We start from the raw sequence: 17,331 nt of genomic DNA, 5'->3' as shown, positions 1-17,331 counted from the left end.
TCAAATGCTCCCGATCTTTTCGCGATTGGCCTGGATCCAGGCTTGCAGCTCGGCATCGGCCATCCACTGCGAATTGTTGTCGCTGGCGTAGACGAAGCCCTCGGGAACCTTCTTGCCGTCCTTGATGCGCTTCTCGCAAGTGGCCCAACCATGGATGGTCGGCAGGATCTTGAAATGCTCGGGATACTCGTAGGTGTAGTAAGCGTCCTCGGCGCTGATCATCTGCTCGTGGAGCTTCTCGCCGGGACGAATGCCAACGATTTCCTGGCGGGCATCCGGCGCAACCACACGCGCCAGGTCGGTGACCTTCATCGACGGGATCTTCTTCACGTAGATCTCACCACCGACCATGTCCTCGAAGGCATGCCAGACCAGTTCCACGCCTTCCTCGAGGGAGATCATGAAGCGGGTCATGCGATCGTCGGTGATGGGCAGCACGCCACTGTCCTTGATCGACATGAAGAACGGGATCACCGAACCGCGCGAGCCCATGACGTTGCCATAGCGCACCACCGCGAAACGGGTGTCGTGGCCGCCCGAATACGAGTTGCCCGCGACGAAGAGCTTGTCCGATGCAAGCTTGGTAGCACCGTACAGGTTGATCGGGCTGCTGGCCTTGTCGGTGGACAGGGCCACTACACGCTTGACGCCCTTGTCGATGCAGGCATCGATCAGGTTCATGGCGCCCATGACGTTGGTCTTGACGCACTCGAAGGGATTGTACTCGGCGGTGGGAACGATCTTGGTGGCCGCCGCGTGGACCACGTAGTCGACGCCGTCGAGGGCGCGATACAGGCGATCCTTGTCGCGCACGTCGCCGATGAAGAAGCGAACCCGGCTATCACCCTGGAACTTCTTCGCCATATCCCACTGCTTCATTTCATCCCGGGAGAAGATGATGATCTTCTTCGGGTTGTACTTCGCCAGCGTCATGGGGACGAAGGTATTGCCGAAAGAGCCGGTACCACCGGTGACCAGGATGGTCTTGTTGCTGAGCATAGGAAGTACCTACTTGAACAAATGAGTTTGAATGGCTTTGGCGACGCGCTGATTGGCCAGGCGATCACGTTCGCCGAATACCCAGGAGAAATACTGCTGCCGATTCGCCGCGAATGCACCGGCGTCGTCGATCGCACGCTCCAGCAACGGCGCGAAGTCGATAGGCGAACTTACCCTCTGGCGCAAACCGCACTCGTAGAGTGTCAGCAGTCGCTGGGTATCGTCCGGGTGCATGCTCTCCTGCTCGGCCATGCGGCGCATGACGTCCTGTGACAACAGATCCGTTTCGATGAACAGCTGCGGCACGTCATAGAACAATGACTCCTCGGCCGGCGAATTCGCGTCCGAAACCACCAGGTCCGCCACCGATTGGAGTACCGGCAACGGAGCATTGGTCAGATCGAGAAGCGTACGGGGACGTTGAGCCGCCAGCGCCGCCACTCGTCGGAAGCTGGCCCGATCCTGCGAACGAGAAGTCAGCGCCTGGCTGGGATGAGGACGCAGCACCAGGTTGAAATGGGCCGGTGTCGTCAGCACCAACTGCTCGGCAACCAGTGTCCACGACCCTATGCCACGCCGGCTAGGGGTGTAGATGATGGTCTTTCGCTCGGGATCCAGGCCCAGCCCCGACAAAGCCTGGGCACGCTGCTGGGACGTCTGTTCAGGAAACTCACAGAAGGGCAGGAAGCCGGTCGGTTCACAACGGACCCGCACTTCCGGATCGAAGCGCTGGATCATCTGCTGCATGCGTGGGCCGATCACGCAGAGCAGATCGAAGTGGGCGTTGTGCAGCAATGCCTCCTTGCTCAGCAGCATGTACGTGCCATGGAACACCGTGCATTTCTTCGCCGGGTATGGCTGCAGGAAACTCCGGTACGGCGAGCCGGTGACGACGACATCGGCATTCTTCAGCTCACGATTGCCAGCGGCGAGAGGCCCCAGAAAGCGCGAATAGCGCGCCAGCGGCATGTCCGGATACAACCGCCGGACGGCCTGCAGCGTGGAACGCCGATTGGAAACGAATGTCCCCGGCAGAACGCGCTGGACCTGCGCCAGGTGCGGCACGGCCTGGAACATCTTGGAGAAATAGACGATACGATTCATGGGCTTTCCGCACGGGTCAGACGGCGCTGAAGCAGGGCTCCCCGAGCACTGTGTGTCAGGAAGCCCTAGGGGTTAGACGCCCGAGGAATAAGGCGCCACGCCGTCCTTGACCACCAGGATGTCCTGCATGATCAGGTACTCGAGGTCCGAGCCGTAGAACATGTTCAGGGCGTCGGTCGGCGAGCAGATCATCGGTTCGCCGCGGCGGTTCAGCGAGGTGTTCAGGGCCACGCCGTTGCCGGTGAGTTTCTCCAGCTCCTTCATCAGGTCGTAGTAGCGCGGGTTGAACTCGCGCTTGAGGACCTGGGCGCGGGAGGTGCCGTCTTCGTGGACGACTTCCGGCACGCGGGTCTTCCACTCTTCGTTGACTTCGAAGGTGAAGGTCATGAACGGCGCCGGGTGGTCGATCTTGAACATCTGCGGGCCGACGGTATCCAGCATCGACGGGCAGAAGGGGCGCCAGCGCTCGCGGAACTTGATCTGCGCGTTGATGCGGTCGGCCACGCCCGGCACGCTCGGGCAGCCGAGGATCGAACGACCGCCGAGGGCGCGCGGGCCGAATTCCATGCGGCCCTGGAACCAGGCCACCGGGTTGCCGTCGGCCAGTACCTTGCCGATCACCTCGGGCACGTTGTCGATCTTGCGCCACTGCGGCTTGGCCGCGTGGCGGGCGCAGGCGGCGATGACGTCTTCGTTGCTGTATTCCGGGCCGAGGTAGACGTGCTCCATCTTCTCGACCGGCACGCCGCGCTCCCAGGAAACGTATGCGGCGGCGCCGACCGCGGTGCCGGCGTCGCTGGAGGCGGGCTGCACGTACAGCTCCTTCACTTCCGGGCGGGAGATGATCTTCTGGTTCAGCTTGACGTTCAGCGCGCAGCCGCCGGCGAAGGCGATCTTCCCGGTTTCGCGGAGGATGTCGCCCAGGTAGTAGTCCATCATCTCCAGCGCCAGCTTCTCGAACAGCGCCTGGATGCTGGCGGCGTAGTGGATGTACGGGTCGTCGGCGATGTCGCCTTCGCGTTTCGGGCCCAGCCACTCGATCAGCTTGGGCGAGAAGTAGTAGCCCTTGCCCTTTTCCTTGTAGCGGCGGAAGCCGATGACGTTGGCGTAGTCGGTGTTGATGATCAGCTCACCGTTCTCGAACTTGGCCAGGCGCGAGAAATCGTACTTGCTGGCGTCGCCGTAGGGCGCCATGCCCATGACCTTGAACTCGCCGTCGAGCATGTCGAAGCCGAGGTACTCGGTGATCGCGCCGTACAGGCCACCGAGGGAGTCCGGGTCGTAGAACTCCTTGATCTTGTGGATCTTGCCGTTCTCGCCGTAGCCGAAGAAGGTGGTGGCGTACTCGCCCTTGCCGTCGATCCCGAGGATCGCGGTCTTCTCCTTGAAGCCGGAGCAGTGGTAGGCGCTGGAGGCGTGGGCCAGGTGGTGCTCGACCGGCTGGATCTTGACCTTCTTCAGGTCGAAGCCCAGCTGCTGCAGGCACCATTCGATGCGCTTGTAGTAGCGCTTGTAGCGGCGGTTGCCGAGCAGGATGGCGTCCAGCGCGCGGTCCGGGGCGTAGGCGTAGCGCTTGGCGTAGTGCCAGCGGGCCTTGCCGAACAGGCTGATCGGGGCGAACGGAATGGCCACCACGTCGACGTCGGACGGCTTGATCCCGGCCTGTTCCAGGCAGAATTTGGCCGACTCGTAGGGCATGCGGTTCTTCGCGTGCTTGTCGCGGACGAAGCGCTCTTCTTCGACCGCCGCGACCAGCTTGCCGTCGATGTACAGGGCGGCGGAAGGGTCATGGCTTACGGCGCCGGACAGGCCGAGGATGGTCAATGCCACTGGTGTTGCCTCTTGGTCGAGCCCGGCTCCGTCAGCGGAGCCAGGCGATGATCTTGGTCGGCTCTTGGAGCCGTCACTTCCCGGGTCAGTCTTGCGCGTTGACGCCGGTCTTCGGTATGCGTTCGTCCAGCAGCCGGTGGAGGGCGCTGTCCTGCGGCCAGTTGCGCAGGAAACGTGCGCGGTCGCGGGCGTAGGCGCGCTCGAAACTGGCCTGGCCGTGGTGCTTGCGCATGGCGTCGAGATCGATCAGCGCCCAGCGCCCCGCACCGCCTTCAGCCTGCCAGAACAGGTTGTGGCCCTTGAGGTCGCCGTGGCTGATGCGCTCGCGCAGCAGCGCCGCGAACAGGCCGTCCAGGGCCTTGAGTTCGGCCTCCGGCGGCATGCCGGCCCCGTCCGGATCGTCCAGATGGGGTTTGAAACGGGCGATTATATCCTGCCCGGCCAGGTAATCGGTAATCAGGAAGGCCGGACCGCGCAGCCACAACCAGCGTCGTTCCAGCACCGCCAGGGGTTTCGCGGTGGCGATGCCGAGCGCTTCCAGGCGATTGCCCTCGCGCCAGGAGCCCCACGCGCGGCTGGGACGCCAGAAGCGCTTGAGCCAGTGCAGCAGGTTCTTGATGTTGTAACGCTTCACTACCAGCGGCCGGCCATCCAGCTCCACTTTCGCCACGGTAGCCGCGCCACCGGTCTTGTAGACATGCCCCCGGTCAATGAAAGCGTCCGGCTCGGCCAGCAGCGGCGCCAGGCCTGCCTCCTCCTCGCGGCGCACGGCGCGCAGGCCGAAGGCGCCGCGGCGCACGCTGAACAGGCTGCAGTCGCGGCCGATCTTCTTCAGCAGGTCGGCGACGCGCCAGCGGCGCACGCGGGCGATTTCCTTCTGCAGCGCTTCCAGCGGCAGGGCGTGCTCGCCGTTGACCAGCAGGTAGTGCACCAGCAGCTCTTCCAGGAACGGATCGAGCGCGGCCGGCAGCTGGGCGAAGAACACCCCGAGGTTTTCCAGCACGTGCTTGCGCGACAGCGGCTGGCCGGGGGTCTCGGCGCGAATGCCGGCGCCGTCGATCAGGTACAGGCGGCCCTCATGGCGCAGCAGGTTGTCCAGGTGCAGGTCTTCCTGCCAGAGCCCCTTGAGGTGCAGGCCGGCGATGGCCGCCAGGGCCTCGCCGAGCACCGCCTGCTGGGCGTCGGACAGCGTCGCCTGGCCTTCCACGGCGCGCCAGGCGCCGCCCAGGCTGTGGGCGCCGTCGAGGAACTCGAAGAGCAGCCAGCCGCCCTCGCCCTCGCTCAGGCCGTCGGCCAGCAGCAGCGGCGTGGTCAGGCCCTGCTCGGCGAGCAGGCGCACGCCCGCCAGCTCGCGCTGGAAGTGTCGCGCGGCCTTGCCGCCGACCAGCAGCTTGGCCAATACCTGACGCCCGCGCCAGTTGCCTTCGCCGACATAGCGCTTGCCCGGCAGCACCCGCAGCAGGCTGTCCAGGCGCAACTCCGCCGGGCCGGCGCCGTCGGCCAGGTCCAGGCGCAGCGGCAGGGCCGGCTGGCGGCCGGCGTTTCGCAGTTCGCCGAGCTTCACCCGCGCTTCTCCTTGCGCCGCCGGCGCGCACCCAGGCGCCGGTACCAGTGGTCGACCTCGGGGCCAGCGGCGGCGCAGCCCAGGTAGGCGGCGAGCAGTTGGCGCACGTCCACCTCGCTCCAGTCCGGCGCGCGGCGCAGCAGCGGCTCCAGGTCCTTGACCCGGTCGCGCAGGCCGAACCACAGCGGGCGGGTTTTCTCCAGGTCGATCAGGCAGGCCTGGAACTCGTCCCCGTCCTCTTTGAGGAAGATGTGTTTGGGATAGAAGCAGCCATGCATCTGCCCGGCTTCGTGCAGGCGCCGGGCGAGCATGCCGCAGGCGCGCAGGATCGCCTGGCGACGCTCCAGCGGCAGGCCCGACCACTCCTTCAGCCAGCCCTCCAGCTCGCGCCAGCCGTCCAGCGCGCGGGTCACCAGCACCGCGCGGCGCTCGCCGGCCTCGCGGCGTTCGGCGAAATAGGCCGCCTGCAACGCCGGGATGCCCAGTTGCTGGTAGCGCTGGATGTTGCGGAACTCGCGGGCGAAGGTCGGCTCACCGCCCGGGCGCAGCAGGCTGCGGGTCAGGTGGTTGCTCTGGCGCTTGAGGTAATAGGCGCCGCCCTCCAGCTCCAGGCGATAGACGCTGCTCCAGCCGCCGCGCTCGGTGTTGGGCTCGTCCACGGCCTGCAGCTGCAGCGCCCAGAGCGCGTCGAAATCGGCCAGACCCTGACGCTCCAGCGCCTCGCGGTCTTCGGCGGCGATGAAGTCGTTCACTCGCGTCCCTCGTAGAAATTGGCGATGCGTCGGACGCGCTTCTTGTCCGAGGCGTTCAGCCGCTCGCGCCGGCGGTATTGCAGGTAGAAGCGCAGGCGCTGGGCGGCTGAGAGTTTGTGCTTGGCCACCTTGTCCAGGGTCGCCAGGTCCTTGGTGATGCGGTGGCGCAGCATGAAGCTGACCCAGTAGTTGCCGATCGGGCAGTCGATGAAATACACGGTGCCGGCCGAATCGACCAGGACGTTGCGCCACTTCAGGTCGTTGTGAGTGAAGTGGTGGTCATGCATCAGCCGGGTGTGCGCGGCCAGCTGGCGGCTGACGTGGTCGACCCAGGCGGGGTCGCTCAGGCGCGGGTCGTTGCGCTTGGCCAGCGCGGCGAGGTCCTCGGTGTCCGGCACTTCGCGGGTGACCATGGCGCCACGGACGAAGGCGCCGTGCTTGCGTTCCATGCCCCAAGCCACCACTTCGGCGGTGGGGATGCCCCACTTGGCGAACTGCTTGAGGTTCTGCCATTCGGCCTTGATCCGCGGCCGCGCCAGGTAGCGGTGATAACCCTTGCCGGCGCTGCGGTAGCGCTTGACGTAGTAGCGCACGCCGCCACGCTCGATGCGGATCACCTCGGACTTGGGGTCGCGGGTCAGCCGCTCGCCCTCCAGGGCGAACACCGCGTCGAGGCTGCCGAAGTCGGCGGACAGGTGGCGGTAGGCGGGTTCCAGGGTCCAGCCCGACATCAGAGCAGGTCTCCGTAGCGCTGCTTGCGATCGTAGAGTTTGGCGGCCTTGCGCTCCATCCAGGCGAGCAGCCCGGCCTCCTCACGGAGGATGTCGCGCAGTGGCTTGCGGAAGTAACCGCGCAGGAAGCGTAGCTTGTCGCGTTGCGTCAGGCCGATGTCCAGCGCCGAGAAGTACAGCGCGGCCAGGTCCTTGTCGCGCCAGCGGCGCGGCGTGGCGGCGCGGGTCTGTGCGCGGTGCAGGTCGATCACCGACAGGCGCAGGTCGTCGGCCGTCGGCGGGCGATCTGTGTGCAGCAGGAAATGGCAGATGTAGCAGTCGCGGTGGTTGACTCCGGCGCGGTGCATGGTGCCGATCATCTTCGCCACTTCGGCGATCAGTGCGCGCTTGAAGCGCGGCGCCGGCGGCTCGCGCAGCCAGTTCAGCGACAGCTGTTCGAGATCGACGGTAGGGGCCAGCTCCTCGGTGACGATGAAGGAGTGCTGGCGCGCCGGGTCGCCGCCGCGCTCGCCGTAGGCGACGGAGGTCATGGTCGCCACCCCGGCCTGGTGCAGGCGTTCCAGGGCGCGCTGCTCCTGGCCGGCGCCGAGCACCGGAAGCTTGGCGCTGAGCAGGTTCTTGAAGATCTCGCCCCAGCCGATGCCACGGTGGATCTTGACGAAGTAGCCGCGCCCGTCGACCTCGGTGCGCAGGGTACGGCGGCCTTCCAGCTCGCGGTAGACCTTGCCCTGCAGGCGTTCCACCTCGACGAAGGGGTCCTTGCCGGCCCACAGCGCCTTGAAGGGTTCGTGCAGTTCGAGCTTCATGGGCGCTCCGCGAGGATCACGTCGGCGGCGTGCTGCGGCATGGAGTAGAGGTCGGCGGTCTCGGCGAAGGCCAGGCCGTTGCACGACCAGGCAGCGCGCGCCGCGCCGTCCTTGAGCATGTCCGCCAGCATGCGGTTGAAGCCGTCCTGCTCGAAGGGCGACGGCACCACGCGGCCGGCGTCGGCCTCGGCGATGTAGTGGGCGTAGCCGCAGACGTCGGTGACCAGCACCGGCAGCCCGGCGACCAGCGCCTCCAGCAGCACGGTGCCGGTGTTCTCGTTGTAGGCCGGGTGGATCAGCAGGTCGGCGCCGAGCAGGAAGCGCGGAATGTCGCTGCGACCCTTGAGGATCTGCACGTGGTCCGACAGGCCGAGGGTCTTCACCTGCAGCAGGAACGGCTTGGGATCGTCCTGGCCGATGGCGATCAGCCGGGTGCGCTTGCGCAATTCCTTCGGCAGCGCGGCCAGGGCCTTGAGGCTGCGGTCCAGGCCCTTGGTCTTGAAGCCGGAGCCGATCTGCACCAGCAGCAGGTCGTCATCCGCGAGCTTGAATTCGCGGCGGAACTCGGCGCGGATCTCGGCGGCGTTGGCCGGCGCGCGGCGGTCCAGGGCGATGCCCGGCGGCAGCAGGTGGAAGCGCTGCGCGGGGGTACCGTAGTGTTTGACGAACAGCGGCTGCTGGACCTCGGAGATCATCAGGATCTCGGTCTTCGACTCGGGGGCGAACACCGCCCGCTCGTAGTCGGCGAAGTGCTTGTAGCGGCCCCAGCGACGGTAGATCGGGTTGCGCAGGGTCTGCGCCTTGTCTTCGAAGCAGCCGTCGGCGGCGTAGTAGACGTCCAGGCCGGGCATCTTGTTGAAGCCGATCACCCGGTCCACCGGGTCGCGGGCCAGGTCGGCGGCCAGCCAGGCGCTGAACTTGGCGTTGCGATTGTGGTTGAACAGCGCCTTGATCGGCGCCACGCGCACGTCGAAGCCGGGCGGCACTTCGCCTTCCCAGATCGGCGTATAGACGCGGATGGCGTGGCCACGCTTCTGGCATTCCAGGGCGATGCGCATGAAGTCGCGCTGCAGCCCGCCGAACGGGAAGTATTTGTAGAGAACGAAAGCCAGGGTCATCGAAGCGTCTCCGGGGCCAGCAGCAGCGCCTCCAGCTGGGTCGCCACGCGTTGCGGGTTAAGGCGCGTGAAGCACAGGGGCTGCTCGTGCCGCAGGTCGAACCGGCGCTTGTCTTCGGCCGTCGGCTGGTAGGTACAGGTCTTCTGCAGGCAGGGCGCGCACGCCGGCCAGTCGGCGCCCAGGTGCACCTGCGAGCGCCCGTAGGCGCCGGTGAGACCGGGGTTGGTCGGGCCGAACAGCGACAGCGTCGGCACATCCAGGGCGGCCGCCAGGTGTCCGAGCCCGGTGTCCACCGCCACGCAGGCGGAAGCGCCGGCCAGGACCTTGGCCATGCCCGCGAGGGATAATCTGGGGAGCACCGAGGCGTTTTCCAAGCCCTGGGCGATGCGCTCGGCGCGCTCGCGCTCGGCTTCATTGCCCCAGGGCAATCTGACCGACCAGCCGCGTTCGCCCATGCGCTCGGCCAGCTCGCGCCAGTAGACCTCGGGCCAGTGCTTGGTGACCCAGGTGGTGCCGTGGAGGAACACCAGGTAGGGCTCGGCGCCGCTGTCGTCGAGCAGCCGGCCACGGTCCAGGCCGTAGTCGCCAACGCCCTTGGGCAGCGGGTAGTCCAGCGCCTGGGCGAACAACTGGCGCACCCGCTCCACCGCGTGCTGGCCCCAGGCGACGGGGTAGGCGCGGTCGTAGAAACGGCTGGCCGCCGGCTCGCGCGCGGACGCCTTGTCCAGCCCGGCGACCGGGGCCTTCTTCGCGTAGCGGGTCAGCCAGGCGCTCTTGAGCAGACCCTGGGCGTCGATCACCAGGTCGTAGTCGACCTCGCGCAGGCGCTTCTTGAAACGGCGCCACTCGCCGTTCTTCAGGGTCTGCCAGAGGTTCTTGCGCCAGCGCCGGATGGCCACCGGGATGACCTGGGCCACCGCCGGGTGCCAGGCCGGGATCTCGGCGAAGCCCTCCTCCACCACCCAGTCGAACTGGATGCCGGGGATGGCGCGGGCCGCGTCGGTGAGCGCCGGCAGGGTATGGATGACGTCGCCCAGGGACGACGTCTTGATCAGCAGCACCCTCATTCCACGTCGACCGGGTCGGCGACCAGGCGGTCGAGCGCCTCGAGCACCGGCTGCGGCTTGAGCTCGCGCAGGCAGTTGTAGTGGCCGAAGCGGCACACGCGGTCGAAGCAGGGGCTGCACTCCAGGCCCAGGCGGACGATTTCCACGGCGTCGGCCAGGGGCGGGGTGAACTGCGGCGAGGTGGAGCCGTAGACCGCCACCAGCGGGCGGTTCAGCGAAGCGGCCACGTGCATCAGGCCGGAGTCGTTGGTGACCACGGCGCTGGCGCAGGACATCAGGTCGATGGCCTCGGCCAGGGCGGTTTCGCCGGCCAGGTTGACGGCTTCCTCGCGCAGGCCGGGGATCAGCCGCGAGCGGATCTCCTCGCCGCCGGGGTGGTCGTTCTTCGAGCCGAAGATCCACACCTGCCAGCCGGCGCGGATCTTGGTCTCGGCGACCTTGGCGTAGTACTCCGCCGGCCAGCGCTTGGCCTCGCCGAACTCGGCGCCGGGGCACAGCGCCAGCACCGGGCGGTCCAGGCTCAGGCCGAATTTGGCCAGGGCGGCGTCGCGGCTCGTCGGGTCGATGGCCAGGCGCGGCTGCGGGTAGGGCTGCGGCAACTCGGCGCCGGCCGGGTAGGCCAGGGCCATGAAGCGCTCGATCATCAGCGGATAGCGCTCTTTATCCAGCTTGCGGATGTCGTTGAGCAGGCCGTAGCGCATCTCGCCTTTCCAGCCGGTGCGCTTGGGGATGCCGGCGAAGAACGGCACCAGCGCCGACTTCAGCGAGTTGGGCAGGAGGATCGCCTGGTCGTACTGGCCCGCCAGGCTCTTGCCGATGCGCCGGCGCGCGGTGACGTCGAGCACGCCGTGGCCGAGCGGGAAGCTCAGGGCCTGGCGCACCTCGGGCATGCGCTCGAGGATCGGCCGGCTCCACTCGGGGGCCAGCACGTCGATCTGGCAGTCGGGGTGCTCGCGCTTGAGACACTCGAAGAGCGTCTGCGCCATCACCATGTCGCCCACCCAGGAGGGCCCAATGATCAGGATGTTCATAATCGGCAGCTTGGTGTCGATCGCCCGGGGCCGCAAGCCGGCGGCTCAGCGGGCCGGCGGGTCAGGCCATCGGCCATCGACAGCGTTGCCAGCTCCTCACAGAAATTCGTCGTCCGGTCGCCGGAGCCGCAGCTCCTCGGCGACCCTTGCCTACATCGGAAATCAATCGAGTTCGAGCCCGCGCCAGATCCGCATCACACCGCGGCGCTCGTCATGGAAGCGGTCGCCCGTCACCACCCCCGGCTGCTTCTGCAGCGCCAGGCGATGCGCGGCCGCACGATAGGCCTTGTAGGCCTCCTGCAGGAAACGGACGTCCTCGCCAGACATCAGCCCGGCCCTCTCCAGGCCTTCCAGGATGCGGATGTTGTCGGTGAATTGCAGCAGTTCGGGGTGCTGCCACGACCAGGCGAGGGCCGCATATTGCACCATAAATTCGATATCGACGATACCACCGGCGTCCTGCTTGAGGTCGAAGGGCGCCGCGGCCTCGAAGGCGCTCGGCGCAGTGCCGGCGGCAGTCGTCGGAGTGCCGAGGTTGTCGCGCATCTTCGCGCGCATCTCGCTGACCTCGCGACGCAGCCCGGCCAGGTCGCGCTGGCGCCCCAGCACCTCGGCGCGAATGCCCTCGAAGGCAGCGGCCACCCGCGGGCTGCCGGCCAGCACGCGGGCGCGCACCAGAGCCTGGTGCTCCCAGGTCCAGGCCTCGTTCTGCTGGTAGGCGCGGAACGCCGCCTGCGAGCTCACCAGCAGGCCGGCGGCGCCGCTCGGGCGCAGGCGCATGTCCACTTCATAGAGCGCGCCCGAGGTGGTCTGGGTGGTGAGGAAGTGGATGATCTTCTGCCCCAGGCGGGTGAAGAACTGCGAGCCGTCGATGGGCTTGGCGCCATCGGTCTCGCGCTGCGGGTCGCCGTCGTGGATGAACACCAGGTCCAGGTCCGAGCCATGGCCCAGCTCCAGGCCACCGACCTTGCCGTAGCCGACGATGATGAAGTCGGTGTCGCAGGGCGTGCCGTCGGCCCGCAGCGGGCGGCCGTGGCGCTGCACCAGTTGGTTCCAGGCCAGCGCCAGGACCTGCTCGAGGATGGCCTCGGCGAGCCAGGTCAGGTAGTCGCTGACCTTCATCAGCGGCAGCGTGCCGGCGATTTCCGAGGCCACCACGCGCAGGCCGTGGGCCAGCTTGAAGTGGCGCAGGGTCTCCATCTGCTGCTCGAGGTCGTCCTCGGGGATGCGCATCAGCCGTTCACGCAGCTCGGCGATCAGCTCCGGGGCCTTCGGCGGGCTCAGCAGGCGGCCTTCGTTGAGCAGCTCGTCGAGCAGGATCGGGAACTTGGCGATCTGCTCGGCCACCATCGGGCTGGCCGCGCACAGGGTCAGCAGGCGCTCCAGGGCGCCGGGGTTCTCGGTGAGCAGCACCAGGTAGGCCGAGCGCCGCGCCACCGCCTCGACCAGGGGCAGCACGCGTTCCAGCGTCAGGTCCGGTTTCTCGTGTTCGGCGAGCATGTTCAGCAGGCGCGGCATGAAGGCGTCCAGGCGCTCGCGACCCAGGCGCTGCATGGCGCGAACCTGGTTACCGTGGCGCACGTCGATCAGCCGCTTGAAGGCGGCGCCCGGCGCGGCGAAGCCGGCGTCGGCCAGCTGGCGGCAGGCGGACTCCTCGTCCACCTGCTCTTCCCATAGCGGCAGCCACTCGGCGCCGGGGGTGGCGCCGTCGGTATCGGCGCCCTCTTCCTCGTCGGGGTCGGCGATCACCTGGCGGAAGTGCCAGTCGACGCGGTCGCGCCAGTGGTTGATCGCCTGGTGGAAGGCAGACCAGTTGGCGAAGCCCATGATGAAGGCGACGCGAATGCGCGCCAGCTCGTCCTCCGGGAGCATCTGCGTCTGGCGGTCGTCGATGGCCTGCAGGGCGTGCTCGGCGTAGCGCAGGAACTCGTAGCCCTCGCGCAGCTCGCCGACCACCGCCGGCGGCAGGTAGCCCTGCCCCTCCAGGGTCGCCAGCACCCGCAGCAGCGGCCGCTGCTGCAGGCTCAGGTCGCGGCCGCCGTGGATCAGTTGGAAGGCCTGGGCGATGAACTCCACCTCGCGGATGCCGCCGGCGCCGAGCTTGATGTTCTCGCTCATGCCCTTGCGCCGTACTTCCTGCTGGATCAGCTGCTTCATGTTGCGCAGCGCCTCGATGGCCGAGAAGTCCAGGTAGCGCCGGTAGACGAACGGCCGCAGCAGCTCCAGCAGGCGCTGGCCGGCGTCCTGGTCGCCACCGACCACCCGCGCCTTGATCATCGCGTAGCGTTCCCAGTCGCGGCCCTGGTCCTGGTAGTACTGCTCCAGCGCGGCGAAGCTGTGCACCAGCGGGCCGCTGGAGCCGTAGGGGCGCAGGCGCATGTCGACGCGGAAGACGAAGCCCTCGACGGTGATGGCGTCCAGCGCCTTGATCAGCTTCTGCCCCAGGCGGGTGAAGAACTCCTGGTTATCCAGGGCGCGGCGGGCGCCCTGGGTCTCGCCGCCCTCGGGGTAGCCGAAGATCAGGTCGATGTCCGAGGACAGGTTCAGCTCGCCGGCGCCCAGCTTGCCCATGCCCAGCACCACCAGTTGCTGCGGCAGGCCGGAGCGATGGCCGATGGGCGTGCCGAACTGCTGGCAGTGCCTTTCATAGAGCCACCGGTAGGCGAGATCGATGCAGTTGTCGGCCAGGTCCGACAGATCGCGACAGGTACCCGCCAGGTCGCTGCCGCGGGTCAGGTCGCGCCAGACGATGCGCACCTGCTGGCGCCGGCGGAAGCGCCGCAGGCGCCGGCCCAGTTCGTCCTCGTCGGCGCAGTCGGCCAGCAGCGTTTCCAGCTGCGCGCGCATCTCGCCGCGCGCAAGCGGCCGGTCCAGCTGCCCACAGGCCACCAGCTCGAGGAAGGTGCCGGCGTCGCGCGCAGCCTGCTCGGCGACGAAGTCGCTGGCCGCGCAGACCAGGGCGAAGTCGTTGTGGCGCTCGGCCGACCACTGTTCATAAAGGACGGCGTTTTCGGCGGAAAGGTTGGCTACGGCGGCGCTGAAAGTCTGCCCCGCGCGCTCGGCGAGGGGCTTGAGGGTGGCCGGCAGGGCGGCCCGGGACGGCAGAGTCATGCATCGATCCTGATGAACGGCAACCCCGCGGAAGCCCCGCCATTCGGGCGCCTGTAGTTTTACTACTAACTTTTTTCGGCCAAGGGCTGTATCCAGCAGGGATTTGTAGTAAAACTACAACCCGCCGGAAACACCCCCGGTGCACTTCCAAGAATTCGCGGCGCCGCCCACGAGGCCGGCGCTGCTATCGGCAACGATCTACTGGCTTTCGATTCTGGAAGCCTTTCCGCCCTGGAGCAAGCCATGCAAGACCTTGATCCCGTCGAAACCCAGGAATGGCTGGACGCCCTGGAATCGGTCCTGGACCGTGAAGGTGAAGACCGCGCCCATTACCTGATGACCCGCATGGGCGAGCTGGCCAGCCGGTCCGGCACCCAACTGCCCTACGCCATCACCACGCCGTACCGCAACAGCATCCCGGTAACCCACGAAGCGCGCATGCCCGGCGACCTGTTCATGGAACGCCGCATCCGCTCGCTGGTGCGCTGGAACGCGCTGGCCATGGTGATGAAGGCGAACAAGCACGACCCGGATCTGGGCGGCCACATCTCCTCCTTCGCGTCCTCGGCGACCCTCTACGACGTTGGCTTCAACTACTTCTTCCAGGCCCCGACCGACGAACACGGCGGCGACCTGGTGTTCTTCCAGGGCCACGCCTCCCCCGGCGTCTACGCCCGCGCCTTCCTCGAAGGCCGCATCAGCGAAGACCAGTTGAACAACTTCCGCCAGGAAGTGGACGGCAACGGGCTGTCCTCCTACCCGCACCCGTGGCTGATGCCGGACTTCTGGCAGTTCCCCACCGTGTCCATGGGCCTCGGCCCGATCCAGGCGATCTACCAGGCGCGCTTCATGAAGTACCTGGAGAGCCGCGGCTTCATCCCCGCCGGCAAGCAGAAGGTCTGGTGCTTCATGGGCGACGGCGAGTGCGACGAACCGGAATCCCTGGGCGCGATCTCCCTGGCCGGCCGCGAGAAGCTGGACAACCTGATCTTCGTCATCAACTGCAACCTGCAGCGCCTCGACGGCCCGGTTCGCGGCAACGGCAAGATCATCCAGGAACTCGAAGGCGTGTTCCGTGGTGCCGAGTGGAACGTCAACAAGGTGGTCTGGGGCCGTTTCTGGGACCCGCTGTTCGCCAAGGACACCGCCGGCCTGCTGCAAGCGCGCATGGATGAGGTCATCGACGGCGAGTACCAGAACTACAAGGCCAAGGACGGCGCCTACGTGCGCGAGCACTTCTTCGGTGCGCGTCCGGAGCTGCTGGAGATGGTCAAGGACCTCTCCGACGAGGAAATCTGGAAACTCAACCGTGGCGGCCACGACCCCTACAAGGTCTATGCGGCCTACCACCAGGCGGTCAACCACAAGGGCCAGCCGACCGTCATCCTGGCCAAGACCATCAAGGGCTACGGTACCGGCTCGGGCGAAGCGAAGAACATCGCGCACAACGTCAAGAAGGTCGACGTCGAGTCGCTGAAGTCGTTCCGCGACAAGTTCGATATCCCGATCAAGGACGCCGACCTGGAAAACCTGCCGTTCTACCGTCCGGAAGAAGGCAGCGCCGAAGCCAAGTACCTGGCCTCCCGCCGCGCCGCCCTGGGTGGCGTGATGCCGGTGCGCCGCGAGAAGAGCTTCCAGGTTCCGGTTCCCCCGCTGGAAACCCTCAAGGCCATGCTCGACGGCTCGGGTGACCGCGAAATCTCCACCACCATGGCCTTCGTGCGGATCATCTCGCAGCTGGTCAAGGACAAGGAACTCGGCCCGCGCATCGTCCCGATCGTGCCGGACGAAGCCCGTACCTTCGGTATGGAAGGCATGTTCCGCCAGCTCGGCATCTACTCCTCGGTAGGCCAGCTGTACGAGCCGGTCGACAAGGACCAGGTGATGTTCTACCGCGAGGACAAGAAGGGCCAGATCCTCGAGGAAGGCATCAACGAAGCCGGCGCCATGTCCAGCTGGATCGCCGCGGGCACCTCGTACTCCACGCACAACCAGCCGATGCTGCCGTTCTACATCTTCTACTCGATGTTCGGCTTCCAGCGTATCGGCGACCTGGCCTGGGCCGCCGGCGACAGCCGCGCCCACGGCTTCCTGATCGGCGGCACCGCCGGCCGCACCACCCTCAACGGTGAAGGCCTGCAGCACGAGGACGGCCACAGCCACATCCTGGCCGCGACCATCCCGAACTGCCGCACCTACGATCCGACCTATGCCTACGAACTGGCGGTGATCATCCGCGAAGGCTCGCGGCAGATGATCGAAGAGCAGCAGGACATCTTCTATTACATCACCGTGATGAACGAGAACTACGTTCAGCCGGCCATGCCCAAGGGCGTGGAAGAAGGCATCATCAAGGGCATGTACCTCCTCGAGGAGGACAAGAAGGAAGCCGCCCACCACGTGCAGCTGCTGGGCTCCGGCACCATCCTGCGCGAAGTGGAAGCCGCCGCGAAGATTCTCCGCGAGGACTTCGGCATCGGCGCCGACGTCTGGTCCGTGCCCAGCTTCAACGAGCTGCGCCGCGACGGCCTGGCCACCGAGCGCTGGAACCGCCTGCACCCGGGCCAGAAGCCCAAGCAGAGCTACGTCGAGGAATGCCTGGGCGGCCGCAAGGGCCCGGTCATCGCCTCCACCGACTACATGAAGCTGTACGCCGAGCAGATCCGCCAGTGGGTCCCGAGCAAGGAGTACAAGGTCCTGGGTACCGACGGTTTCGGCCGCAGCGACAGCCGTCGCAAGCTGCGCGACTTCTTCGAAGTGGACCGTCGCTGGGTTGTCCTGGCCGCGCTGGAAGCCCTGGCCGACCGTGGCGACATCGACGCCAAGGTGGTGGCCGAGGCCATCGCCAAGCTCGGTATCGACCCGGACAAACGCAACCCGCTGGACTGCTGAGGAGACGCATTGTGAGCGAGCTGATTCGCGTACCCGACATCGGCAACGGTCAGGGTGAAGTCATCGAACTGCTGGTCAAGGTCGGCGACACCGTCGAGGCCGACCAGAGCCTGCTGACCCTGGAATCCGACAAGGCCAGCATGGAAATCCCCTCGCCCAAGGCCGGCGTGATCAAGAGCCTGAAGGTCAAGGTGGGCGACACCCTGAAGGAAGGCGACGAGATCCTCGAGCTGGACGTCGAGGGTGGCGCCGCCGAGGCCCCGGCCGCGGCGCCCGCCCCGTCCGCCGAAGCCCCCAAGGCCGAAGCACCGGCTCCAACCGCCGCC

13 protein-coding genes are annotated in these 17,331 nt (G+C 67.0%); 2 read left to right on the top strand and 11 right to left on the bottom strand.

The genetic code is table 11. The annotated features are described in order from the left end of the window. From pseB to glnE, 11 genes are all read right to left on the bottom strand, one after another. On the bottom strand, nucleotides 1–999 hold the full coding sequence (gene pseB / locus P3W75_RS22695; RefSeq protein ID WP_276229563.1) for a UDP-N-acetylglucosamine 4,6-dehydratase (inverting): 999 nt from the start codon (nucleotides 997–999) through the stop codon (nucleotides 1–3). A gap of 9 nt (nucleotides 1,000–1,008) precedes the next feature. Beyond that, nucleotides 1,009–2,103, bottom strand: a complete 1,095-nt coding sequence (locus tag P3W75_RS22690; protein ID WP_276229562.1) for a hypothetical protein — start codon at nucleotides 2,101–2,103, stop codon at nucleotides 1,009–1,011. A gap of 72 nt (nucleotides 2,104–2,175) precedes the next feature. Then, nucleotides 2,176–3,933 (bottom strand): carbamoyltransferase family protein, encoded by a 1,758-nt coding sequence (locus P3W75_RS22685; protein ID WP_276229561.1) that lies wholly within the window; start codon nucleotides 3,931–3,933, stop codon nucleotides 2,176–2,178. A gap of 85 nt (nucleotides 3,934–4,018) precedes the next feature. After that, on the bottom strand, nucleotides 4,019–5,497 hold the full coding sequence (locus P3W75_RS22680) for a lipopolysaccharide kinase InaA family protein (protein WP_276229560.1): 1,479 nt from the start codon (nucleotides 5,495–5,497) through the stop codon (nucleotides 4,019–4,021). Continuing rightward, nucleotides 5,494–6,249 (bottom strand): lipopolysaccharide kinase InaA family protein, encoded by a 756-nt coding sequence (locus P3W75_RS22675; RefSeq protein ID WP_276229559.1) that lies wholly within the window; start codon nucleotides 6,247–6,249, stop codon nucleotides 5,494–5,496. The genes P3W75_RS22680 and P3W75_RS22675 overlap by 4 nt, the downstream gene beginning before the upstream one ends. Further along, a complete protein-coding gene (locus P3W75_RS22670; protein ID WP_276229558.1) occupies nucleotides 6,246–6,980 on the bottom strand; it encodes a lipopolysaccharide kinase InaA family protein in 735 nt (244 codons plus the stop codon). Before P3W75_RS22670 ends, P3W75_RS22675 begins: the two co-directional genes overlap by 4 nt. Continuing rightward, nucleotides 6,980–7,786 carry a lipopolysaccharide core heptose(I) kinase RfaP gene (gene rfaP / locus P3W75_RS22665; protein WP_276229557.1) on the bottom strand — a complete coding sequence of 269 codons (807 nt, stop codon included), beginning with the start codon at nucleotides 7,784–7,786 and terminating at the stop codon, nucleotides 6,980–6,982. Before rfaP ends, P3W75_RS22670 begins: the two co-directional genes overlap by 1 nt. Next, nucleotides 7,783–8,904 carry a glycosyltransferase family 4 protein gene (locus P3W75_RS22660; RefSeq protein ID WP_276229556.1) on the bottom strand — a complete coding sequence of 374 codons (1,122 nt, stop codon included), beginning with the start codon at nucleotides 8,902–8,904 and terminating at the stop codon, nucleotides 7,783–7,785. The genes rfaP and P3W75_RS22660 overlap by 4 nt, the downstream gene beginning before the upstream one ends. Beyond that, on the bottom strand, nucleotides 8,901–9,971 hold the full coding sequence (gene waaC, locus P3W75_RS22655; protein ID WP_276229555.1) for a lipopolysaccharide heptosyltransferase I: 1,071 nt from the start codon (nucleotides 9,969–9,971) through the stop codon (nucleotides 8,901–8,903). Before waaC ends, P3W75_RS22660 begins: the two co-directional genes overlap by 4 nt. After that, entirely contained in the window at nucleotides 9,968–11,002 is a 1,035-nt protein-coding gene (gene waaF / locus P3W75_RS22650) for a lipopolysaccharide heptosyltransferase II (RefSeq protein WP_276229554.1), read from the bottom strand. The genes waaC and waaF overlap by 4 nt, the downstream gene beginning before the upstream one ends. A gap of 162 nt (nucleotides 11,003–11,164) precedes the next feature. Then, nucleotides 11,165–14,113 carry a bifunctional [glutamate--ammonia ligase]-adenylyl-L-tyrosine phosphorylase/[glutamate--ammonia-ligase] adenylyltransferase gene (gene glnE / locus P3W75_RS22645; protein WP_276229553.1) on the bottom strand — a complete coding sequence of 983 codons (2,949 nt, stop codon included), beginning with the start codon at nucleotides 14,111–14,113 and terminating at the stop codon, nucleotides 11,165–11,167. Nucleotides 14,114–14,356: 243 nt separating this feature from the next. Between glnE and aceE the strand changes: the two genes are divergently transcribed. After that, entirely contained in the window at nucleotides 14,357–17,005 is a 2,649-nt protein-coding gene (aceE, locus tag P3W75_RS22640) for a pyruvate dehydrogenase (acetyl-transferring), homodimeric type (RefSeq protein WP_276229552.1), read from the top strand. An 11-nt stretch (nucleotides 17,006–17,016) separates the two neighbouring features. After that, nucleotides 17,017–17,331 (top strand): biotin/lipoyl-containing protein (locus P3W75_RS22635; protein WP_346429864.1); only part of this gene is annotated, 315 nt, incomplete at its 3' end.

The sequence above is a fragment of the Pseudomonas citronellolis genome (genome assembly GCF_029335315.1).
GTDB classification, from domain to species: domain Bacteria; phylum Pseudomonadota; class Gammaproteobacteria; order Pseudomonadales; family Pseudomonadaceae; genus Pseudomonas; species Pseudomonas citronellolis_A.
The sequence above is the reverse complement of the archived record's forward strand: the minus strand, read 5'-3'. Positions and strand labels throughout refer to the sequence as shown.